The 16,954-nt window shown below is 39.0% G+C and carries 15 protein-coding genes; 1 reads left to right on the forward strand and 14 read right to left on the reverse strand.

Annotation, left to right across the window (positions count from 1 at the left end):
- Positions 1–16: 16 nt before the first annotated feature.
- From FGD67_RS07990 to FGD67_RS08005, 4 genes are read right to left on the reverse strand one after another with little or no spacing between them, the layout of a single operon-like run.
- On the reverse strand, positions 17–799 hold the full coding sequence (locus FGD67_RS07990; protein ID WP_257174511.1) for an oxidoreductase: 783 nt from the start codon (positions 797–799) through the stop codon (positions 17–19).
- A gap of 26 nt (positions 800–825) precedes the next feature.
- A complete protein-coding gene (locus tag FGD67_RS07995; protein WP_257174512.1) occupies positions 826–2,148 on the reverse strand; it encodes a glutamate-1-semialdehyde 2,1-aminomutase in 1,323 nt (440 codons plus the stop codon).
- 1 nt (position 2,149) lies between these two features.
- A complete protein-coding gene (locus FGD67_RS08000) occupies positions 2,150–2,878 on the reverse strand; it encodes a cytidylyltransferase domain-containing protein (protein ID WP_257174513.1) in 729 nt (242 codons plus the stop codon).
- On the reverse strand, positions 2,878–3,930 hold the full coding sequence (locus FGD67_RS08005; protein ID WP_257174514.1) for a nucleotidyltransferase family protein: 1,053 nt from the start codon (positions 3,928–3,930) through the stop codon (positions 2,878–2,880). The genes FGD67_RS08000 and FGD67_RS08005 overlap by 1 nt, the downstream gene beginning before the upstream one ends.
- 334 nt (positions 3,931–4,264) lie before the next feature.
- On the opposite strand from FGD67_RS08005, the gene FGD67_RS08010 reads away from it, so the two are divergent.
- The gene (locus FGD67_RS08010) at positions 4,265–6,382 is read left to right on the forward strand and encodes a GSCFA domain-containing protein (protein WP_257174515.1); all 2,118 of its coding nucleotides are present in this window, start codon (positions 4,265–4,267) and stop codon (positions 6,380–6,382) included.
- A 126-nt stretch (positions 6,383–6,508) separates the two neighbouring features.
- Here FGD67_RS08010 and neuB read toward each other — a convergent pair whose 3' ends face one another.
- The 10 genes from neuB to FGD67_RS08060 all read right to left on the reverse strand — a co-directional run bounded on the left by neuB (position 6,509) and on the right by FGD67_RS08060 (position 16,916).
- Entirely contained in the window at positions 6,509–7,603 is a 1,095-nt protein-coding gene (gene neuB, locus FGD67_RS08015) for an N-acetylneuraminate synthase (protein ID WP_257174516.1), read from the reverse strand.
- Positions 7,604–7,622: 19 nt separating this feature from the next.
- Positions 7,623–8,810 (reverse strand): UDP-N-acetylglucosamine 2-epimerase, encoded by a 1,188-nt coding sequence (neuC, locus tag FGD67_RS08020; RefSeq protein WP_257174517.1) that lies wholly within the window; start codon positions 8,808–8,810, stop codon positions 7,623–7,625.
- Positions 8,811–8,823: 13 nt separating this feature from the next.
- Complete coding sequence (locus FGD67_RS08025; protein ID WP_257174518.1) at positions 8,824–9,807, reverse strand: NAD-dependent 4,6-dehydratase LegB; 984 nt, start codon at positions 9,805–9,807, stop codon at positions 8,824–8,826.
- 50 nt (positions 9,808–9,857) lie between these two features.
- Entirely contained in the window at positions 9,858–12,032 is a 2,175-nt protein-coding gene (locus tag FGD67_RS08030) for a 6-hydroxymethylpterin diphosphokinase MptE-like protein (RefSeq protein WP_257174519.1), read from the reverse strand.
- A 103-nt stretch (positions 12,033–12,135) separates the two neighbouring features.
- Entirely contained in the window at positions 12,136–12,474 is a 339-nt protein-coding gene (locus tag FGD67_RS08035) for a hypothetical protein (RefSeq protein ID WP_257174520.1), read from the reverse strand.
- Between the two features lies 1 nt (position 12,475).
- Positions 12,476–12,922 (reverse strand): flagellar export chaperone FliS, encoded by a 447-nt coding sequence (fliS, locus tag FGD67_RS08040; protein ID WP_257174521.1) that lies wholly within the window; start codon positions 12,920–12,922, stop codon positions 12,476–12,478.
- A 63-nt stretch (positions 12,923–12,985) separates the two neighbouring features.
- Positions 12,986–14,344 (reverse strand): flagellar filament capping protein FliD, encoded by a 1,359-nt coding sequence (fliD, locus tag FGD67_RS08045; RefSeq protein WP_257174522.1) that lies wholly within the window; start codon positions 14,342–14,344, stop codon positions 12,986–12,988.
- A 94-nt stretch (positions 14,345–14,438) separates the two neighbouring features.
- Positions 14,439–14,906 (reverse strand): flagellar protein FlaG, encoded by a 468-nt coding sequence (locus FGD67_RS08050; RefSeq protein ID WP_257174523.1) that lies wholly within the window; start codon positions 14,904–14,906, stop codon positions 14,439–14,441.
- 108 nt (positions 14,907–15,014) lie between these two features.
- Positions 15,015–15,827 carry a flagellin gene (locus tag FGD67_RS08055; RefSeq protein WP_257174524.1) on the reverse strand — a complete coding sequence of 271 codons (813 nt, stop codon included), beginning with the start codon at positions 15,825–15,827 and terminating at the stop codon, positions 15,015–15,017.
- A 273-nt stretch (positions 15,828–16,100) separates the two neighbouring features.
- Positions 16,101–16,916 (reverse strand): flagellin, encoded by an 816-nt coding sequence (locus FGD67_RS08060; protein WP_257174525.1) that lies wholly within the window; start codon positions 16,914–16,916, stop codon positions 16,101–16,103.
- Positions 16,917–16,954 lie beyond the last annotated feature (38 nt).

Raw genomic sequence — 16,954 nt, forward strand, 5'->3', positions numbered from 1 at the left:
GTTTTAACCTTGTATATTAAAGCGTAAAACCATCATCAACGATGATATTTTGGCCATTAACAAATTCCGAAGCATCGCTAAGTAAATATAGCAATGAACCACAAACATCTTCCGGTAGCAGCATACCTTTATTCAAGCTGTTTTCTTTATATTTTTTTAGAAATGGTGCCGGTTGCCCATCGAGAATACCGCCAGGGCTAAGAGCATTAACACGAATATTATTGCCTTTAAGTAAACTCGCCATATATTTAGTTAAATGAATAAGACCTGATTTTATGGCGGCATATTCAACCGGCATGGTCATCTGGGTATCTTGATAAATATCAAACTTGGGGGCAACTACGCCGTATATTGACGCTATATTTATAATATTGCCGTGACCTTGGCTTTGAAAGTATTGCGCAAATTGCTGGGCAGCTAAAAAATAACCACCCAAGTTCATGTTAAGATTCTGACAAAAATCTTCATATTGCACGTCAAAGAATTTAGCGCCGTAGTTTTTATTACGTGGATAAGCATTGTTAACAATCGCATCAATACGCTGGTATTTGTCAGTTAATGTGTTTATTAATGCTTTTAACGACTCGATATCGGTAATATCGACTGATTGGAATTCGGCACTTGCTGTTAAGTCACTAGCTTTAGCTATATCATTGAGTTCTTGTGCAAATTCATGACCTGTGTCGGCATTAATATCGGCCAAAATGACATGACCATTATTGGCAACAACAGCACGGGAAAAATGCTGGCCTAAATAGCCACATGCGCCGGTGATCACAATGACTTTATTTGATAACAAATGACTTACTCCTTCTACTAATTCAACTAATTGATACGGCGAAAAACAGGTTTAATAGCATCACCAATTAAATAGCTATCAACACCTTGTTCTAGCGCTTTTTTATAAACACTAAAAGCTGAAGTTAATGCTTGTTTAGTTAGCGCCAGCTCGGTGTCACCATGCTGATACGATAATGCGATCCAAGGCATTAATACACCGCCTTTGATCATCTCTTGTGAAAACAACGTACGCATGGCTAAACAAGGCTGTCCTTTGCTATCGAGGGTCGTATAACTGGGGGAGCAGGCAATACCTGAACAGTAAATATAATCGTTAATAGCAAACGATTTAGCTAGCTGATTAAATAAATCGATGAGCTGTTGACCAAATGACCAAAGATGCTCAATAACGGGATGTTGATTCATATACTTCATGGTTGCGACAAATGCACCAAGACCTGACATTTCAGCGCCATGCGTTGTCGATAACAAAAATAAACGTTCGCTACCCGCTTCTTCAATTGAGCCCAAAGACATGATGTCTTTCTTACCACCAACAGCCGCCACCGAAAAACCATTTGCCATCGCTTTGCCAAAAGTAGATAAATCAGCCTCAATATTGTAATAATGTTGCGCGCCCTTTAGGTGCCATCGAAAACCTGTGATCATTTCATCGAGGATAAAAACTATGCCATGCTTTTGGCATACGCGTTTTACATCATGTAAATAGTTTTCACCTGCATGGGTTTTAGAGGCACAAGGGTGAGTAATGGTACTTGGTTCTAACACTACACAGGCAAAGCGCTCTGGGTATTCATCAATCAACTCAATCAGTGAGGTAATATTATTATATTCAAAGGTTTTTGTTTGCTCGATCGTACTAGCCGGTATACCTCGTGTTATCGGAGTAGACGCTATAAACCAGTCATCATAGGAGAAAAAAGGATGATCTACGCAACGAGCAATCATTTCACGTCCAGTATAAGCACGTGCCAGTTTTATTGCCGCAGATACAGCGGTAGAGCCATTTTTGGTAAATTTAACCATATCAACCGAATCAATTAAATCTACCAGTATCTCTGCAGCTTCTAGCTCAATTAACGACGCACGAGTTAAATTATTACCATTATTGATTTGCGCTATCGCCGCTTGATTAATATCAGGGTTTGCATAACCTAAATGCACCGCTCTTAACGCCATACCATAATCTAAAAATTTATTACCTTGTTCATCATAAGTATAAGCCCCTTGGCCATTCCGTAGAATTTGCGGCGCATTAGCGGGGAATTGATCGAAGCCACGAGAATAAGTATGCGCACCACCAGGGATCACCTTAAGTAAGCGCTCAGTAAAGTTTTTAGCTGACATTTTATTCCTCTCTAACAGCTTTTATTTTATCTAAATTGTGCATAATCGCTTGTGCACAAATAAAGTCGGTTAAATCATCAATTTCGATGGCTTGCCATTTAGGCACAACATAACCAAGTGTGGCTTGGTGATAAAAACTTTTTTCTTTTAATAACGTTGGTATTTCAGAAAGATACAAAGAACCTTCATAGCGATAACAAGTAGCTAAGTCTTGACGACGAGTGCTACTGAACTTATCTTCATAAGCGGCAATCAGGCCATTTTTCGCCATAGTGACGTTAAAAGACGGATGGCCATCTTCATTTTTACAAATACCCACAATTGCGCTGGCCGAATGTTCAGAAACTAAACGTTCAATCGCTTTATCTATATCATTGCCAGTGGTAAATGGTGAGGTTGGCTCTAGTAATAAGACATAATCGAAATTTTGCTGACGCTGTGTATAGTAATCAAGACAATGAGCAACTACATCAAACGAGCTAGCGTGATCTGAAGCTAAATACGCTGGCCGAATAAACGGTACATTGGCATTATACTCGCGCGCCACCTCTGCTATAGCATGGTCGTCTGTCGAAACAATAATTTCGTCGACATATTGTGAGGCTTGCGCCGCCGCGATTGGCCAAGCAATTAAAGGTTTGCCTGCAAACGGCATAATATTTTTGCCTTTTAAGCCTTTACTGCCGCCACGCGCCGTAATCACAGCAAGAATACGCTTGTTGTCGATCATTAAAAATCCCGCTCATAATCATTTTGCGCGCGTTCAAAATCATTCATCTTACCGATATCTAACCAGTATTCATGTAATGGGAAAATGGCAACATCTTCACCCGCTGACATTTGCGCTTCTAATAAGCTAGGCATATCAACACGGGTATTTTTCACTAAGGTTTTGATCAATTTTGGCTCAATGACATAAATGCCGGCATTGATGAAGTATTTTTGCCAAGGCTTTTCCACCATAGACGTGACACGTTCGCCGTCACTTTCAATGACGCCATAAGGCACTTGAAATTCATATTCTGTGCCGCACATAGTACAAATGGCATCTTGTTTTTGATGGTAAGCTAAGAGGTTTTCAAAGTCGACCTTGGTTAAAATATCACCATTCATCATAATAATGGGAATATCAGGTAAGTTATCCGGTAGTAAACTTAATGCGCCACCGGTGCCCAGTGGAGAGCTTTCATGTATGTATTGAATACTTACATCCCATTGACTACCATCTCCAAAATATTGCTTTATCATATCGGGCATAAAGTGTGTAGAAATGTAAAAATCATAAAAACCGGCGGCAATAAAGCTTTCTAAAATAGTTTCTAAAATGGGTTTACCGCCCACTTTAAGTAAGGGTTTTGGACAGGCATCGGTTAGCGGCTGTAAGCGTTTGCCAAAACCGCCTGCCATTAAAAAAACAGGGGTTTGATGTCGGCGCGTATCAATTACATGATGTAAGGTTTCTAAATTTATCAATACACCCTTTGCGTCGACAATTGGCAGCGATAATATTTGTGCCCGCTTCATAATTGACAATAACTGCGCTCGAGTGCTGCTGGCTTGCGCGGTTTTTGGTGAAGCGTTCATTATTTCAGTGACTGGCGTATCTAATGCTTTATGGGCTAACAATGCTCGGCGCACATCACCGTCGGTGATCACCCCCACTAAGCAGAAGTTTTTGTCTACCACTAGGGCCACACGTAAGCCTTCAGCATTTATAGCTTCAATGGCCTGGCCCATAGTTGCGGATTGCTCTAAAATGACATTTTTCCAATTCGAACTCATAACTCAGCCCTTACAACGATGAATTTATTAGCTTTTACATCAATAAGCATACCTTGCAGACACTATTAACACTAGCAAGAACCTTAAATGCTTGAGGTATTTATTCACGAAAGACCGCAAGTGTTATTCATTTGCACAAAATATGCCAAATTCCTGTCGATAAATTGACTTTACTATAGCGCAGCCTAAGCTAATCACCTTATTAGTCTACTTTTACTCGCAAGTAATGCCCTTTGCCCAACGCTTATTGCAATTGGCTTAGAAGTTGCTTTCATTTGCTATAGCAACAATCTAATTTTTGGTTCTGTACTAATTTTAAAACCTAAGGTAGCTTATGTCGATTTTTGATAGCTCACAAATAAAACCTACGTTAATCAATAACAATGCTTATATTTTGCAGCCCAATGTTTACCTTGAGATCGCTCAGCACTTAGAAGTTGAGCACAACTATGCAAAATTAGATCAAATGGCCATGGCCAGTTTTTCCCGTCAACAGCAATGTATTAAAACACCATTAAAAAGCGAACAAATACATCTACTTGAAAATCATTTACCAAAAGAACTTTGCCAGAGCTTAATCGAAGAATTTGAACAAAACCCTGAAGGCATCAAACATCCCAGCGTATTATCAGTATTGCTACCACAAATTTTCAATGACGATTTAGATCAACAACTCATTTCCTATTTTAACAGTGAGTATTGTGTTTTTTGGTGGGCAATATATAAAATAGGTGATGAAATAACAGAGCAAGACTATTCCACAAGATGGCATGCAGATGGTGGTCCACGTAAACATTTAAAGGTACTGACCTATCTTAATGATTATGATGAGCACGGCAGCGATACAGCATATTTAGATGTTGCCACAACAGATAAGTTAAAAACCGTTGGCTACATATTAAATAATATAGAAAATCGCGTAACCGACCTCAGTGAGTTGTGCCAACATTTTGACATTAGTTTTGCGCCAAAATATGTTCAGCCCCATACTGGCGATAGTATTATTTTCAACCCCAACCAAGTAGCACATCAAGCTAGACCCAGTAAAAATAAAATCCCTCGTTATGTGCTAAGTTTCTGCGTACTACAAAGTGAACAAAACTGGCAAACAGTTGCCGAAAATGATTATGTCGCCAGTTATGGTGCAAAACAATTCCAAGGGTTTGCTAATACGATATTAAAATTCAAGGCCGACACGCATGAAAATGAGCTGATTGAAATTCCGAAAAATAACGAAATAAAATCATTAACCCATGTTAAATTACTACTTAATAGCATATTTTCAAACCCTGATATTGTACAAGCGCTATACGATTATATTTATCAAAAAGATGCTAAGTTAATTAACTGTGCAACTGCTACTGACCTGCTACACCTATGTAAAAAAATAATTCAAGCGCAGCTTAATCCCGATCCCAGCGTAAAAATTAATAAAAATATAGTACAAGCATTAATGGATCTTGCTCATTATCAAGAAAATTTAGTCGCCAGTTATGATAAATATAGTCCGGTAAACAAACCGAATCCACATGCTATTTTTTGGCCAAATCCAATACACGAAAAACACCCTAGCAGCCGATTCCAACAAGCGCCATTTGTTAAGAAATATCCCATTATGGATATGCAAACCCCCATCGGCTCGGCCGGTAGCTGTTTTGCCTTTGAAATATCGAAATACTTTCAACAGCACGGATATAACTATGTCATCACCGAGAGAAATGATAACCCTGAGTCTGGTTTAGTGATTGATGGTTATACACCAGGCGACTCCATTGCTAAGTTTTGTGCAAATTATGGCATTTTATTCAATAGTCCAAGTTTCAAGCAATTGGCTGAAAAAGCTTTCGCCGTTAAAAGCTTTGATAAAATTTTGATTGAATCGGAGCATGGAATCTATCTAGACCCTTATAGAGAAAATGTTTTTTTTCGCTCTCAGCAGGCCTATTTAAACGATTATCAATCACATCTCGATGCGGTTAAACAATCGTTTTTAAGCTGTAAAATTTTTGTCGTGACCTTAGGCTTAAACGAATGTTGGCAGCTTCACGACGGAACGGTTATGTCACGAAATCCACGAGAGAATATGTTTCAGCTCGTTCAACATAAAGTACTCAGTGTTGAAGAAAATGTCGCAAACATTCAAGCATTTTTTGACATTATCAAACAACATAATCCTGACTTTAAACTGATTATCAGCGTTTCACCTGTGCCATTTTTAGCCACGGGTCGAGCTGATGAGCATCATATCATCACCGCTAATAGTCATTCAAAAGCGGTATTACTCGTTGCAGCTCATCAGCTAGTGGAAAACAATGACGATATGTATTATTTACCTAGCTATGAACTGGTGACACAGTGTGCAGAAGACGCATGGTGTGATGATCATCGACATGTCAAAACTGATGTAGTAGAAAGAGTAGTGAAAATGTTTGAAGAAATCTTCGTAAAATAGCGGCCTAAAGTTGCGCTATTAACGTTTATACATACTGCTTTCAACGACGGAAATAGCGAGATAATGATCATATTATCGCGCTATTTATAGTGTTATCGAGTAAATGACAATCAAAAAAAGTGTCAATCACTCGGTTAGTAAATCTCCTGCTTGATAATCCCTTACTGACGACTTGCCCAACAAAGCCCAGTATTTATCCGGCGACATGCCATTACCCGGCCGTTTTATCGCTAAATTTTCTTTCGTAAACACGTCTCCTTGTTTAATATCACTTGCTGCCACTAAACTTTTTCGTGCCGCGACCATGTTCTGGCACTCTGTTGCTGTTGGTTGCTTAATACCATCGCCAAAGGCACTTTCTACCTCTCGAATAGCCTTAACCATAGCGCTTAGTTCATCTGGCTCTAATGAAGCACGATGATCAGGCCCAGGCAAATTTCGATCTAAAGTAAAATGTTTTTCAATCACTTTTGCACCACGAGCTACGGTCGCTATAGGAATAGTAATCCCTTGACTATGATCAGAGTACCCCACCGCTAATAAAAATTCGTTTTTGAGACTATCCATTGCGAGCATATTGACATGATGCGCTGGAGTCGGATATTCCGTACTACAATGGAGTAAAGTTACCTGTTCTTGCAGCAACCTTTGACCTAGTTCAGAATGAAATGCCTGACTAAAAGCGGCACTGTTTGGTGCGCTTGCTAGCATTTTCCCTCGAGACTGTAATAAACCAAAGGCAATCACCTCAAGGGCTTTTTTTACTTCGCTCAATGTCGCCATGCCAGTGGATAAAATTAGCTGACATCCGGTCAGTGCATGCGCCAAGACAAAAGGCGCATTAGTCAGCTCGCCGGACGGTATTTTTAACTGCTTTAAGTTCAATTCTTCAACCAAGAAAGCTAAGCTTTCATCGTCAAATGCCGTCGATAGGTAAGCGATACCGCAAGCATCACAATAGGCTTTAACTCGCTGATGAGCCCCAAAGCTTAACTCTAGCCGCTTAAGCATCTGCAACTGCGATTCAACTTTACCGATATTTTTGCTTTGATAGCTTGCCTGCTTTGCGGTAGCAGTAACTAAGTTCTCAGCTTTAAACGTTTGAAACTTAACTACATCTACACCGGCCAATACTGCAGCATCAACCAAAGCTAAGGCTTTACTCTCGTCGCCATTATGATTAACCCCTGCTTCAGCAATAATTAAGACTTTGTTATCCATGGTTTACCTTAATAGTTCACTATGCATTGTCGGTATACGGCGCTAAATCGTAAAATGACTTCTGAGTCGAGAATGTGCCTTCGACAAGCACTTGCACAATGCGCTCGCTAGTCGTTAGCTCTGGTTGGTTATTATTACCTGTTAATGCATAAGGGTTATCGCCACTTAAGTTAACTTGCCCTTGATCAACGCGCTTTAGTGCCTGTTCAATGTCACTTTGCTGTACAGTACAATGAATAATAGAGTTAGCTGCCATACGTCCGGCTTGCCTTTGGCCGATATTAATTGACGGAACATTAAAAGCTGGCACTTCAATAATGCCGCTTGAAGAATTGCCGATGACGGCCGCTGCATATTTAACAGCCGAGAAATATTTCAAAAAACCTAACGTCGGAATGGCTAAAATGCGCTCAGGAAATTGTCCTGCTAAACACTCAATTTGCTTAATAATTTCACGGCCACCATCATCAGCATTTGGATAGGTAATAATAAGTTGATGATGCGGATATTTTTCGAGCGCCGCAATAATTGCGTTAAAGCTAGCTAAGGGCGGTTCATCGGCTAACGTCGCACTGTGATAAGTTAACAGAAAATATTTTTCCCCTAGGTCAAAACCTAGTTGTGCTTGCAGCTCAGTTTTTGATAAAAAGGTATGGTGCTTGGTAATATTTTCTAACCCTAACGAGCCAACACAATGCACAGTGTCAGGCGCTTCACCTAATTGAATAACACGCTGACGATACGCTTGATTCGCCGTAAAATGCACAGTAGAGAGTTTTGTTATAGCATGACGAATGGCATCATCTTTTGCTCCCTGAGTAATTTCACCGCCATGAATATGAGCAACGGGTATATTGAGTAACATAGCAGTTTGCACTACGGCTAGGGCCTCAAAACGGTCACCTAGCACCACTAAAACATCCGGGGTTAATCGTTGTAAACTATCAGCGAAACCAATAATGCCTATGCCGACGCTTTTCGCGCAACCAACCGGGGTATTGGACGATAACAGCATTTCAATTTTTTCATCAACGACAAAACCATCATTAACAATGTCTGTCACCGAATTACCAAATTCTGGCGACAAATGCATGCCAGCTACCATTAACTGTAAATTAAGTTCGCTATGCGCCTTAATGGCTTTTAGCAATGGGAAAAGTATACCGTACTCTGCTCTAGTGCCGGTAAATACAGCAATTTTTTTCATCAGCCTAGCCTTGTTATACGTTGTAAATATTGTGTTTATATTTACTTAAATTTTCTGGTTGCGTAAACCATTGCACCGTTTTACTTAAGCCTTCTTCAAGAGATAATTTTGGCGTGAAATTTGTTAAGCGAGTCATTTTTTTATTGTCACACCAAAGTCGAAATACTTCAGATTTTTCTGGTCGGAGACGTTGTTGGTCGCTGATAAACTCAACATCGCTAGCCATAATATTTTTTATTAAATTTAAGGTGTCAGCCATGCTAATTTCATAATTAGAACCAATATTGATGACTTCACCAAAAGCCTGTTTACAGTTTGCTATCGCAATAAAACCTTCACAAGTATCGCTGACATAATTGAAATCGCGCGTTGGTGATAAATCGCCTAACTTAATTTGTTTTTCACCATTAGCAATTTGACTAATTATCGTTGGAATAATAGCGCGAGCCGATTGACGTGGTCCATAAGTATTAAAAGGTCGAGCAATTGATAAGGGTAATTCAAAGGCATTGTAATAGCTCATCGCCATTGCATCAGCACCTATTTTAGATGCGCTATAGGGTGACTGCGCTTGCAACGGATGCTTTTCATCAATCGGCACATATTGCGCGGTGCCATAAACCTCACTGGTTGAGGTATGAATAACTCGGCTAACACCATTATCTCTTGCCGCCTGACAGATATTTAAGGTGCCGGTAACATTAGTGGCAACATAACTTTCAGGAGCCACATATGAATAAGGTATGGCGATCAAAGCGGCTAAATGATAAATAGTATCGATATTTTTTGTGATATGACGACAAAAATAAGGGTCACGAATATCACCATTGAGCACTTCAATATCATCTAAACAGTTTATATCTTCAAGCCAGCCCCAATAATTAAACGAGTTATAAAGTGATAAGGCCTTAACCTTGTAACCTTTTTTTACCAGCATTTCGACTAGATGCGAACCAATAAAACCATCAGCACCTGTGACTAAAACTGTTTCTTTCATTGTATTACCTTTAAATAAAAAGCCCCTTAATGAGGGGCTTTATCAGACAATTATTTTGCTTTTCGTAAGGCTTTCATGTGCTCTGTTTCACGGCTAAGCGGCTCTTTATAATGCTGACGATACACCTCAGGAGCTTCATTGAGAAACTCCAAGTAGTATTGTAATGCTGCGTTAAAGTCACTTAAAGCAATATCTTCACTTTTTGCCTCATACAATAAGCGAGTTAGCGTCGCCTGCATATGCAAAATACTGCCATTGATCAATAATGACAAGTGCCGCTTACCTGATATTTCCACTTCTCTAACAATATGGGATTGCGCTCTCACTTTCGCAATAGCCTCAGCCATAGTACTAATATCATCACTGATATCATCAATAAGCCAATGACAAAGCTCTTCAAAGTCATCTAGATCTGCTGCAGCGACTAAACGTTGATATAGCTCACCATCATCATGATATGACGCTAAGTTATAGGCTCTATCTACTAATAACTTTTTATCTAAATTTGCAGCTATAGTTAACTTTTCAGCAAGCGTATTTTGTAGCGTTGGTATACTTCCGTTAACTAAGACACCATCACTGAGATTAAAACATCGTATCTGCTCATTTTCAGCAATAAAACGCTCTAAGCTCAACTTAGACATGTTAAAGATTGGATCTGAAATAAATTCACCAGAAAAATTACCGGGATTGATAAACTCGTTATTCATTTCAGGATATAAATTTATATCCTTACCTTCGTCATCATAGTAAAAACTATGTTGACTATGATGCGCACCGGCTTTTTTTCGGCCTAAGTCGACACCAACAAAATAAAACTGTCGAAAGCCAAGCTTGGTCGCCATGACAAGGGCGGTATTGGCCACGGTTGGCGTTATATGTTTGGCTTCTTCAAATAACTCACAGGCGATTGGATCTTGTAACAACAGTGATGTTGATGGCTCGCTCGCTTTTGGTGCCATGATACTACGTGCGAATTTATCATGTACTGCTGGGTGGAGAGTAGCCGGAGCCAGTAAAGTCAATTGTTTGATATAGTCTGCAGGGGCATAGTACTCAACTTTTTCTGCCACCGCGAAAATTCTTTCTTGCTCGCAGTGAATATCAACATCTATACCGCACTTATAAAGCGCGCTTAATGCTGAAGCACAGCTAATAATAACCGCCTTGTCACTATATTTTTTAATAAAATCAATATGTTGGTCAAGCGATGGGCCATTACCGACAATGATCACCGGTGTTGTTGCAATATCAACATCAAAAGGCACTTTCTTTTTAAGTACTGGAATACCATTCTCTAAACTTTTCAGAAAATGAGACATCGCCATGATGCCATCATCAAAAAATCCCCAACCTTGAATGAGTTCAAAAAATCGCGCTTTGTATTGTCCAACCAGGGCCGTAATTTCCGCCGAATTTTGATGAATATATAAATGCGTCTTCGCTACTTCATAGCGACCATTGATATAGGTTTCTTTTAACAGTTGATCAAAAAACTCTTCTTCCTGTGGCCCTAGAGAAATATGAAGATTAACGTCTTTAACAGCCATACTATCAAGAATATATTGCCAATTTGCGGTATGTAATGAAGCATAAAAAGTATCTAAACAAGGTTCAATCAAATAGACTGAGCCCACGCTATGTTGGTCAAACAATAGCTCTAGTTGATAACCTAAGCCGACACCAAACATAACTAAAGCATTTAAGTGTTTAGGTAATTCCTGAGTTTTATCAACATCACTATCAACACGGCTTTGTAATAATTCAACGATAGGGTTCAATTTTCTTGAATGCAGGAAGTCACCTAACTTTTCATCATGCTGATAAAATTTAGAGCTCGAGGATAATGGTGATTTTTGATATGCCTGTACTTGCGCTAATGTCATAAGATAAGCGGGATATTCATACATCACATCGCCAGATTCAGTATCGAGCAAATTAGCAAAACCTTCATGAATAGCAACTTCAATTTTCTTTACAGAATAATTACTGAAAAATTGATAAATATCAGGAAAATGCGTTTGAAATGCCTGCATATTACTGCTAAATCGTGATTTTAGGGCTGTTTCATCATCGACTAGCAGTGATAAATTATCAGCAATTGCTTGGAGTTTATTTTCTACTGCTTGCTTAGCATCAAGTTTTTTTTGTAGGAAGTCTTGTTGTTGCTTCAGACTATTGACATGATGTGATAAATCATTACTTTCTTCGTTACTATTAGGCAAAATAAGCTCCAATAACTAAATTAATACGACTTTAGCATTACTCAGCCGATTTATACACCGCCTCTACTGCCAGGTAATAAATACTAAGGCTAAAGCGGCTGTTCTATTTGGAAAGCAAGACATTATGATAGGCATTCATGGCTTTTTTTATCGTCGATTGCTTTTTAACACGCCCCATTAATTCATTGCGCTGAACAGCTAATGCGGCCACGGCCTGATTATCTTCTAATTGAATAAAGTTAATTAATTCAATATAGTTATTTTTTATCTCACCGTCGCTAAGCAGCAGCCCTTCTTGCTCTAAAACACGCTGTAACTTCTCTAACAAAGCTTGCCGCTCTGTTATTTTTTCAAAACATAATGCTAACTTTTCTTGCTTAGCCAGTAAACTGGCTTGCTTAGTTAAAGCGTATATCGACTGAAAAAGTGCCAGATATTGCACACTAACGTCCTGCAGCTAACTGCGCTTGGCTGTGCTCTTTATTTTTAATTAAGCTAATACCTTCTTGCTTAGACGATTCTGGCATTTGAGACCAGGCATCTCTGATAGGTCTAATAAAGGCTGATATTTCATCTAAACCCTCTACTTTTAGAGAAATACTTAAATCAATTAGCTTCGTAATACAGTAGGTATATAAATTATCAAAATTTTCCGATATTTTTGGCTCAGACTCTTTATCCAAAGATTCTCGCAAGGCGCTAAAAATATTAATAGCTTTGGTGATAGCGATCGATTTACTGGCCAAATCTTTTCGTTCAATCGCACCTTTTGCTTCAGCAATTGCCCTTAATGCGCCGTCAAACATCATTAAAATAAGTTGATGTGGATCTGAAGATAAAACGCCACTTTCAATGTTAACTTTTCTATAAGTTTGTAAATTTTTTCTCATCGGGCTAACCCCCAGTTACAATTAATAATATTACCTATGATTAAAAGCGGGAATAATGACTAGCTAGTCACTACTTTTGCTTAACCCCGCTAAAGCTGAATCTAGGAATGAACCTGTTGCATTATATTGCGCTACGGTATTGTCTAAAAAGGTAAAGCGCTTTCTCAAGGTCTCTTCATAATTTCTTAGATAATCCTCTAACGCTTCGTACTCACCTTCAATACCGCTAAGTTGCTCGTTTAATGATTTTTCGCGCTCAATTAAAGTGCCATTAGTACCAATATAATTATTGATAGATTCTGACATTTTCGTCGCAACACCATTAGTAGAAGCAAATATCGCGCCAACCTCTGCCAAATTACTCTCTAAGGCGCTAGCTAAGCGTTCTTGGCCGCTTGGTAATGAGTTACCGCTAGAGGCAGAAATTTCCAACGTACCATATTTAGTAATATCTATACCAATATCACTTAAAGAATCAATACCACCCGTTAAGCCAGCAACATTATTAATCACCATATCGGTTAATTGTTGCTTTACCTGGCGTAAGTTTGGGTCAAAAGCTAAACGCCCTTGCTGTGGTGCACCTAGACCCGTAATATTGGTCATTAGCGCATTAAAACCATCTACAAATTCATTAATTAATGTCGTACCATTTTCTTCATCTTGCGCGATGTTAATCGTTGCTGGTGTACCTAAATTTACGGTTTTAGCGGTAATGGTAACGTCTTCGATAACATTTTTAAATTCATTACTACTACTGGTTGCCTTATTGCCGTCAATGTAAATAACCGCATCTTGTGCTACCTGTTCAACGCTGTTGTTTGTTGAAATGGCGTCCAGTGATGCATCCGATGTTGTTACTGTCAAATTATTGGCTAGGCCAGTAACTTGAGAATTAAACACCAAAAAAGAACCACTATCACCATTAATAATATTAGCAGTTACACCAAAGTTAGTACTTTGCTCATTAATTTTATCGCGGATGGCTGAAAGATCGTCAGCAGCGTCAACCGTAACATCAAAGCTATCGACACCTGCACCAAAAGTTAGGGTACCTGTGCCCACGGTATCGGCAGAACTTGTAAAAGTTTCCGATTGTAGACGCGTTCCCAACGCTAAGGCTTCTACTTCAACAGAAAAACTACCGTTACTGGCAAAACCATTACTGGTTAGCTCAATCGCTTCCGTACTGCTGGAAAGGATTTGTTTGTTAAATGCGTCCGCATTAGCAAGTTTATTTAAAATACTATCGAAAGAGGATAAAGCCGATTTAAAACTACCGACACCGGATAACTCCAGGGTTAGTTCTTCTTCTTTAGTTTGCAGACGTATTTCTCGAGGAACTGCCTCAGCATCGATAAAAGCCGTAACGATAGACTCTAAATCTATTCCTGACCCTACTCCTAACGATGTAAGATTCATAATATTCCCCAATAATTAATAACTAATAACAGCAATATACTGTATTTTACACGGTAAATGCTAAGATTTTTGTTGAGACGTTGTACGTTACTGCTTAAACTCTTTTATCAAGAAGTATGCCAGCCTTTTCACCCACTTCCTGATGCAATGCTTGTATTTTCTGCGCAATAGATATTAACTCTTCCGATGGAAACTGCTTAATAAGTTCTTTGCTTTCGTTATCAATCACTTTAATGACAGTTTTTCCTGAATCATTATCTTTGGTAAAATTAACATTGCGTGGTGGTTGATTAATAAAATCAGAAACTATTGCAATCGCTTGCTCTAATTGCTCGGCACTTTCAGGGGCATTTTCGTTTTTTGCTGTCTCTGCACTTTCTTCAATTTTTTTCAGTAAGATATCTTGCGACAGCACCGAGGCACCGTCATTGTCGACGGAAGACGATTGATTATTTTCAATTTTTTTCTTAACTTCGGTAGTATTATCATTACTAATTTGGCGTGTTCGTTCAATATCAAAGCCGGATGATATACTCGCAGATGAGAACATATTTGACGACATCTTAACTCTCCTTAAAGTCACCACATTTCAAATGTGTTAATAAAAAATGAGCCCTCAATACTGAGCGCTCATTATTTATAGTATTAACTCAACCAATGATAGTAGATCTTATAATAATGACAACGCTATTTGTGGTTGTTGGTTAGCTTGTGCCAACATAGAGCTTGATGCTTGTTGCAATACACTGTTTCGAGCTAATTTTGCAGACTCAGAAGCAAAGTCAGTATCTTCAATACGTGAGCGTGACGCTGACAAGTTTTCTACCGTATTATCGTTACTGCGAATAACTGAACTAAAACGGTTTTGTTTTGCACCTAAATCAGCACGGGTTGTATTCACTGTTTTTAATACTGAATCTAAGTCTGTGATTGCCGATTGTGCATTAGCAAACGTACTTACTGTTACATCCGCTCCAATATCGGTCGCAGAGAAGCTTGTACCAATGGTGATAGAAATTACTTGTGTAGCATCAGCGCCTACTTGGAATCGCTCACTGTAATCACCATCAAGTAAGTTTACACCACCAAATGAGGTTTGCTCAGAAATACGCGTTAATTCATCCGTTAATTCAAGAACCTCAGTATTTAGTGCCGTTCTATCAGCTGTAGTGTTAGAGCCGTTTGATGATTGTACCGCTAAGGTACGCATACGTTGTAAAGTGTTAGTATACTCGTCTAACGCACCCTCAGCAGTTTGTGCCAGCGAGATAGCATCGTTAGAGTTACGACTTGCTTGATTTAGACCGTTTATTTGTGAAGCTAAACGACTCGATATTTGTAGACCAGCAGCATCATCTTTCGCGCTGTTAATACGTTTACCAGATGAAAGTCTTTGGTAACTAGTCGAAAGTTCTTCAGTAGAACGACTAAGTTGACGTTGTGAATTCAATGATGCGATATTACTATTTACGACTAAAGCCATGATAATGCTCCTGGGTCAAATTGCCCGTCAAAGTTATTAATTTACGAAGCGATTATTCAGTTTCGATAAGTGCTTCTTGTAAACTTTATCGGTAGCTTGGTTATTTACTTTAATCTTTTTTTACTTTTTTTCTTAATTCAACCCAAAAAACACATAAGTACATGTAATTAATATAAAAATACCATTAAATGTTTTTTATCATCTCATGGTTATATTTTCATATAAAAAAAACCTCCGAAGAGGCTTTTAAAGGATAAGCATTTATTACCGCGATTATTGTAATAACGATAAAGCTATTTGCGGTTGCTGATTCGCCTGTGAGAGCATAGAGCTCGCTGCTTGTTGTAAAACACTACTACGCGCTAGTTTTGCAGATTCAGCAGCATAGTCGGTATCTTCAATGCGTGAGCGCGATGCTGAAACATTTTCCGCAGTATTAGTATTACTTCGAATAACCGAACTAAAGCGGTTTTGTTTCGCACCGAGATCGGCACGGGTACTATTCACCGTCGACAATACTGAGTCTAAATTAGTGATTGCTGTTTGTGCGTTGGCAAAAGTACTTACTGTGACGTCTGCGCCAATAACGGTAGATGAAAAGTTTTGCGATATGGTCATAGAAATAACTTGACCGGCATCAGCTCCCACTTGAAAGCCAACAGCATAGCTACCATCTAATAATGATACGCCACCAAAAGATGAGTCAGTTGCTATCCTATCTAGCTCATCAGTGAGTTCAGTTACTTCAGCATTCAATGCTGCTCTATCTGCAGTGGTATTTGATCCATTTGACGATTGTACAGCCAATGTTCGCATACGCTGGAGAATATTAGTATATTCATCTAACGAACCTTCAGCAGTTTGCGCTAATGATATACCATCATTGGCATTTCGTGCCGCTTGATTTAGACCGTTAACTTGTGATGTCAGTCGACTTGAAATTTGCAAGCCAGCAGCATCATCTTTTGCACTATTGATACGTTTACCTGAGGACAGGCGTTGATATGATGTACTCAGATCGTCAGTTGCTCGGGTCAATTGGCGCTGAGAGTTTAAAGATGCGATATTACTATTTACGACTAAAGCCATTGCTATCATCTCCTAAGGTTAGGGTGTGGCTCTATTGC

The organism is Colwellia sp. M166 (genome assembly GCF_024585285.1).
Taxonomy (GTDB): domain Bacteria; phylum Pseudomonadota; class Gammaproteobacteria; order Enterobacterales; family Alteromonadaceae; genus Cognaticolwellia.

Bases quoted from the DNA above. Each gene is read 5' to 3' on its own strand.
- neuC (WP_257174517.1), bottom strand. From the start codon at position 8,810: ATGAAAAAAATTGCTGTATTTACCGGCACTAGAGCAGAGTACGGTATA.
- FGD67_RS08050 (WP_257174523.1), bottom strand. From the start codon at position 14,906: ATGTCGTCAAATATGTTCTCATCTGCGAGTATATCATCCGGCTTTGAT.
- FGD67_RS08025 (WP_257174518.1), bottom strand. From the start codon at position 9,807: ATGAAAGAAACAGTTTTAGTCACAGGTGCTGATGGTTTTATTGGTTCG.
- FGD67_RS08000 (WP_257174513.1), bottom strand. From the start codon at position 2,878: ATGATCGACAACAAGCGTATTCTTGCTGTGATTACGGCGCGTGGCGGC.
- FGD67_RS08005 (WP_257174514.1), bottom strand. From the start codon at position 3,930: ATGAGTTCGAATTGGAAAAATGTCATTTTAGAGCAATCCGCAACTATG.
- FGD67_RS08060 (WP_257174525.1), bottom strand. From the start codon at position 16,916: ATGGCTTTAGTCGTAAATAGTAATATCGCATCTTTAAACTCTCAGCGC.
- neuB (WP_257174516.1), bottom strand. From the start codon at position 7,603: ATGGATAACAAAGTCTTAATTATTGCTGAAGCAGGGGTTAATCATAAT.
- FGD67_RS07995 (WP_257174512.1), bottom strand. From the start codon at position 2,148: ATGTCAGCTAAAAACTTTACTGAGCGCTTACTTAAGGTGATCCCTGGT.
- fliS (WP_257174521.1), bottom strand. From the start codon at position 12,922: ATGAGAAAAAATTTACAAACTTATAGAAAAGTTAACATTGAAAGTGGC.
- fliD (WP_257174522.1), bottom strand. From the start codon at position 14,344: ATGAATCTTACATCGTTAGGAGTAGGGTCAGGAATAGATTTAGAGTCT.
- FGD67_RS08010 (WP_257174515.1), top strand. From the start codon at position 4,265: ATGTCGATTTTTGATAGCTCACAAATAAAACCTACGTTAATCAATAAC.
- FGD67_RS08055 (WP_257174524.1), bottom strand. From the start codon at position 15,827: ATGGCTTTAGTCGTAAATAGTAATATCGCATCATTGAATTCACAACGT.